The organism is Terriglobus sp. YAF25 (assembly GCF_052113305.1).
Taxonomy (GTDB): domain Bacteria; phylum Acidobacteriota; class Terriglobia; order Terriglobales; family Acidobacteriaceae; genus Terriglobus.
In genome coordinates this window covers 1-1,094 of record NZ_JBFRCY010001040.1, presented here as the reverse complement: position 1 = coordinate 1,094, position 1,094 = coordinate 1, and the positions used below count along the sequence as shown (strand labels likewise).

General features: G+C 61.5%; 1 protein-coding gene. It reads left to right on the top strand.

Annotation, left to right across the window (positions count from 1 at the left end; all coding sequences use genetic code 11):
• Positions 1-1,094, top strand: a 1,094-nt coding sequence (locus AB4043_RS26375; protein ID WP_442308635.1) for an AMP-binding protein, incomplete at both ends; no start/stop codon positions are given.

Genomic DNA, 1,094 nt, shown 5'->3' with positions numbered 1-1,094 from the left:
GGCGATGGCTCCCGGCCGCGATTTCTGGTGGCACGAGCTGACCGCGAAGGCGTCGCCGAACTGCCCGCCCGAATCCATGGATGCCGAGGATCCGCTGTTCATCCTCTATACCTCTGGAACAACCGGTAAGCCTAAGGGCCTGGTGCATACCACCGGCGGCTACGCGGTAGGCACATATCTGACCAGCAAATATGTCTTCGATCTGCAGGAAGATGATGTGTACTTCTGCACTGCCGATATCGGCTGGATTACGGGACACAGCTATGTGGTCTACGGACCGCTGCAGAATGGCGCCACCGTGCTGATGTATGAAGGCGCGCCTAACTGGCCGGAGCCGGACCGTTTCTGGCAGATTATCGATCGTCACAAGGTGACGATCTTCTATACCGCTCCCACGGCGATCCGCGCATTTATCAAGTGGGGCGACGAGTGGGTCCGCAAGTATTCGCTGGCTTCGCTGCGTCTGCTGGGTACAGTGGGCGAGCCCATCAATCCCGAGGCGTGGATGTGGTTCCACCGCGAGATCGGACATGAGCGCTGCCCCATTGCCGATACCTGGTGGCAGACCGAGACCGGAGTGCATATGATTGCGCCGATTCCAGGCGCGATTGCCGCGAAACCCGGATCGGCCACCGTGCCTTTCTTTGGTGTCGATGCCGCCGTTGTGACCAAGGAAGGCGAACCCGTGCCGGATGGCCACGGCGGTCTGCTGATCATTCGCAAGCCCTGGCCCTCGATGGCGCGCACCATCTACGGCAACCCGGAGCGTTATGTTGCCGCCTACTGGTCGGAGATTCCGGGAGCGTACTTTACCGGCGACGGTGCGCGGCGGGACGCGGATGGCTACTTCTGGCTGATGGGCCGTGTTGACGATGTCATCAACGTCAGCGGACATCGCCTGGGAACGGCGGAGATTGAGTCAGCGCTGGTTTCGCATCCTACTGTTGCGGAGGCCGCTGTCGTTGGCCGTCCGGACGAGCTCAAAGGCCAGGCGATCGCTGCGTTCGTCACGCTGGAAGAACACGTTACGGCGACGGAAGACCTGAAGCAGGAGCTGCGCAAGTGGGTTGCCAAGGAGATCGGCGCCCTGGCGC